Genomic DNA, 5,279 nt, shown 5'->3' with positions numbered 1-5,279 from the left:
ACTTTCCCAACGGATGATATTTCCTGTCTCTCCACTTAATGTCAGTGTGGTTGAGTTGGTTCCTGTACATACATTGGTACTTCCCGCAATGCTTCCGCCTACCGAAGTAGGGATAATTGTAAGAGATACTTCGTCAGAAGTTAAAGACTGACAGGTATTAAGTGTACTTGTTACTATTAACCTGTATTTATTAGTGGAAGCTGTTATTGGTGGATTTGTTAAGGTTAATGCAGGCGTAGTTGCATTGCTATATATTCCTCCATTAGAAATATTATTCCAAGCTCCAGCACCTGCAATTTGTTCTTGCCATTGATATACTAACCCTGTTGTAGTACTTGTGCTACCACTGTAATCAGGATTTGTTCCTGGAGCGGTTACTATATAAGTAGTTGTACTTAAGGAGCTTGCTGCGGCTGTAAAAATAACATTACTTCCTAAACATATAGTGCTATCACTTGGTTGTGTGTCCATTTGTATTTGAGTAGCAACAATCTCATTACCTGTGGTTTCTTGTCCTTGATCACTTCCAATATCTGCTGCTCCAGAAGCATTTACAAGGTTAGGAACCCCATTGCTATCTATGCTTCCTTGAGCTGCTATATCTATTCTTCCATTTCCGTCTAACTGACCAGAAGTAACATTTTCGCTTGCTTCTATTGCATCAAGGCACCCATCATTATCACTATCTAAGTCTAAATGATTCGGAACTCCATCATTATCGGAATCTAAAAAGCCTCCACAAATTAAGGCTAAGTTAATAGGAGACGTCGTGTTTCCAGATTTTAGATCAAGTTTTAATGATGTTGTGGTTGTTTTAATTTCCCAAGCTTCAGATGCTGAAATAGTACCTAAGGCATCAAAGTTCAAAATGCCACCAGAGTTAGAATTAATCATTAAATCATTATTTGGGTCGGCTACAGTAAATTCTCCTGTTGAAGTTAACTCCCAAGTATCCCCCGTATCAAAATTTCCAGTTATACCAATTTCATGTTTTAAGGAAACTGTTACTGGGGATGAAAAAGTAAAAGTTGCTGTTCCTCCTTGAGTGATTAAGATATCTCCATTAGCATTACCTTCGTTTACTGTACCTGTTGTAGTAATTGTTACATCTATTATTTTTTCTGTATCTTGATCAAAATAGCTGCCAGAGGTTAAGGTAGTTCCAATTCCTGTTAAATCTAATGGGGTTCCTGCACAAGCTAATGATTCTTCTGTGTCTAATATTCCATCATTATCATCATCTAAATCTAGCCTATCGGCTATTCCATCACCATCAGGGTCTGTCCCTGATCCATTAATAGTAATTACTAAATTAGCTGTATCAGAAGACACTCCGTCAGAAATTTCATAAAAAAATGTATCTGTTAATGTTTGACCTACGAGTAAGCCTGCTACTGCTGGGTTTGAAGTATCAACAATATATTCATAACTTCCATCAGGATTCATTATTATTGACCCGTAAGTTCCAGGGTATGAAGTATTTAAATTTCCGGTATTTAGGTTGCCTAATGTAGTACCAAGTCTTATGGTGGTAACAGAGCCAGAACCTTGCCAGTAAACATCTGAAACACCAGCAATTTGTCCAAGAGGGTCAGGATCTGTAACATTAGGCCCATAATTATAACTTAATCTTAACTGATTAATTGGCTGTTCAAAAAACACATTGATATTTCCTGTAGCGTCACTAGGTATTGCACTGCCTATTCCATAAAAAGTATTACTTCCTGAGTTAATTACTCCACCTGTTGTAACAAACTTATAAGTTGAATTTATACCATCTAAATTACCTTCAATTTTTATTTGATCTTGCCAAGAACTTCCTTGTGAAAAATCAATATCTGTTAGTAAGAAACCTAAATTAAAAACGGGTTGATCAAAATCTATAACTAAAACAGTGTCATCAGTGGGGTTAGTTGTTCCGTCTATATTGTATATTAAATAACCTGTATGACCTCCGTTGGTAGTATAATCTACTGTTTGGTTAAAAGATGTACCAAATCCTCCAGGGTCTAAAGTAGTAAAAGAAAGCCCCACGCCACCAATAGTTTTTGTTTTTCCATTTACTGTTTCTCCATTTGTAAAATTGCTTTCCCAAACTAAAGTAGATAAGCCTCGATCTACGGTATCAGAGCCCCCCGTTCCAGAATCGGTTATTACATTACCTGTGGCACTTGCATCGATAAAAGCAGTTAAAGAATCTGTGTTATCTATTGCGTCAGGAGCTTCATCTACTCCGTTAATTGTTATGGTTAATATACCATAATCTTTTATTCCAATGGCATCTGCTACAGTATAAGAAATAATATCATCTAAACTCTCTCCGCTTTTTAAACCTGTAACAGAAGCATTTGTTTCATCAACATCATAAGTATAAGTACCATTTGCTTGTATTGTAATTGTACCATATAATGTGGTATATGTATTATTAACCATAGATGGGTGCACGTCTACTTCGGTAACAGATATTGCTGTTGAACCAGAATCATTTGCCAAAACATTGCCTGTGACTGTCCCTGTAGAGTTTGCTGATATACTATTGATTTCATCAACAACAGTTGGTGGTGTTGTATAAACTCTTATTATAGTTTGTGCAGTTGTAAAGTCTCCATTAGTATCAAAAATAGTAACATCCATTGTTCGTACTCCATCTGTATAAGGGTTTTGTAAGTCTCCATAAAACAAAGTTGATAAAAATGTTTCGAATTCAGAGTTCGCAATTGGATTACCTGAGGTTTCCGTTATATTAAAAGAAGTGTTTGTTAATTGGGTTATTTGTATTGTAGAAGCCCCTATGGTATAAGTAAATGGGCCGGAAACAGGTACTTGTAACCATAATAAGTCAAAACCACCTCCATTATTAATAGCTAACAATTCACCAGAGGGAAAGTCAACAATACCGGAAAAATTTAGGGTTGCACTTAAAACCCCTGCATCTGTTGTGACATTTGGGCTTACTGTTACAGGGAATACATTAGAAGTTGTTGGTTGTAGTTGAAAATCATAGTTGTTTCCTGGTGTTATGGAATTCAGATCTAAAGTAGGAGCAGCCATCATCATGTTAAAAGAAGAAGAGGAGAATTTTTGCCTCGTTCTACTTTTATTGATTTTAGTTTTTCTTTCTATTAAAAAAGAACTGGTTATGGAACTAAGAGGATTGTTGGAAAGGGATAGCTTTGTGTCTTGTAGAGGTTTGTAAGACAAAACCTTATTAAGATTGCCTTTTTTTAGGTTTTCTTTTACAGATATTTGACTATTACTAGTTATAGTAAATGTTAATAAAATTACATATAATATGCTTTTATGTATATGATAGTGAGAGGACTTATTTTTCATGTAAAGCTAATTTTTATTTAAAAATAGGGATAATACAAATACAGAACTGTAATTACATATTTACCATATTGATGGTGTAAATTATGTATAAATTAAATATAAAAACTATCTAAAAATGTATTAGAGTGTTTTTGTAATTAGTTAATTATGGTTTGGAATTATGTGAAATTTGTATGGATATATCTTAGAATGAATCTTACAAGCTGTGTTTAAAGAACTGAAAAGATTCTTTAAACATGTTTTTTTCTTTGTTGAGAGCCTAGTTACTTTCTCTTTTCTAAATATAGATAGCTGAATTTTACGGATAAGAATGATAAAATCTAACGTGAATATTATGGTGTTAAAATTCTGATAATAAAAGTGTTTCATGTTGGGAGACTAGATTTTGTTAATGTATTATGATACTGTTATTTCATCTTTTTTTATTTAATAGATAATTAAAGAAAGTGAAATTCTTTAAAATCTCAGTATAAATATATGGAAAATATTTTAACATTTTTTATGTTTTTTATAAGAGATTAATTTACTAACAGGGCTGGCATAATTAGACATAGTATTTAAAGCATCATTAATGAATTTAATTTACAATAAAAAGAAACTTTTCGAGAAGCACTATCACTTACTTGAAAGAGTAGTGTGAGTAATAATTAATGAGATGATATTAGATACTCGCAATTTATCTATTGAGATTGCTAAACATAAAAAAGTTATGCCCTAGTAAGGTAAGACGATTTTTAGAAGTATATGATTTAGTGTAAAAAGAGACAAAAGATTAACCTTTTATCATTCCAAAATAGTCAAAATAAAATTGAGAACTACTTGTTAAGTGGTTGATTACTTGGTGTTAGGGTTGGTGTTTTTTACAATATTATAAGTCTACAAATAATAAGTTTCAGTAACTTTACGTTAACAACCACTAACCAAGGTGTACAGACGATTACGGGGGGCGTAGATTGCTGTACATGAATAGAATTGGGCATCCATACATTTTGGATGTTCTTTTTATTTTTAATAATACTGTGAATTAAATATAATAAGTAAACAAAACAACCACATCAACTATCCTTTTTTTAGATAGAACCACTATGAAAAGTACAATAGACAACTCTAATACTTGCTGAGCAAGTCACAGATTTTTTTAAAATACCGTAGTGAATTTACAAATGCTTATAACAAGGCTGTAGAAAAACTCAATACATAAAAGTGCAATTATAAACATCAGAAAACGAAAAACTTTTTTAGCATCTACACAGGTACTTAAAAATTAAAATATAAACATTTATTTAATAAAAAAATCTTTAAAAAGAAGATAAGACGTAAGAAAGCGAAATTTACACAAAAATATGAATAACATTTTTCAAACAGAAACAACCAACTCGTTAACAACAAAACACGCAACTCGCAAGATGCTATTAATGAGGTTTATGAAGATACTCATGACACATACACGTAGAAGCGAAATATTAATTTACTAACAGTAATAAAATTAGGTGATTATATAATTTAAAAATATAACTAGAGAACGCAATTTACAGTAAAAAAAGCTATACCCTAGTAAGGTTAGACAGTTTTTAGAAGTGTATGATTTGTAAACAATAAAATCTTACATTTGTTTTTATGGACATAAAATTGACAGAACAAGAGAAGATAAAGATTCTAAATTCCGATGATATTTACGGAATTATGCAACGCATTTTATTAAGAGATAATAAAATCGACCAAAACCGTGAACATTTTTGGGTTATTGGTTTAGCTAATAACAACCGTATTCTTTTTATTGAGCTCATAAGTCTAGGAACTGTCAATGCAACGTTAGTAGAGCCTATGGAGGTATTTAGTTTTGCGTTGCAAAAAAGAGCTGTTAAAATAATATTATGCCATAACCATCCAAGTGGTGAATTAAAACCTTCTGAGGCAGACAAAGATATTTCTGACCGTTTAATACA

Annotated in this window: 2 protein-coding genes; one reads left to right on the top strand and one right to left on the bottom strand. The window is 32.3% G+C overall.

Annotated elements, in window-relative coordinates; all coding sequences use genetic code 11:
- A partial coding sequence (locus ACN0WY_RS17420) for a beta strand repeat-containing protein (protein ID WP_417801202.1) occupies nucleotides 1–3,333 on the bottom strand: 3,333 nt, incomplete at its 3' end.
- Between the two features lie 1,617 nt (nucleotides 3,334–4,950).
- Between ACN0WY_RS17420 and ACN0WY_RS17415 the strand changes: the two genes are divergently transcribed.
- Nucleotides 4,951–5,279 (top strand): JAB domain-containing protein (locus ACN0WY_RS17415; RefSeq protein WP_417801201.1); only part of this gene is annotated, 329 nt, incomplete at its 3' end.

It is taken from the genome of Tenacibaculum sp. (assembly GCF_048269885.1).
GTDB lineage: Bacteria > Bacteroidota > Bacteroidia > Flavobacteriales > Flavobacteriaceae > Polaribacter.
This window is presented reverse-complemented; position numbering and strand designations above follow the sequence as displayed.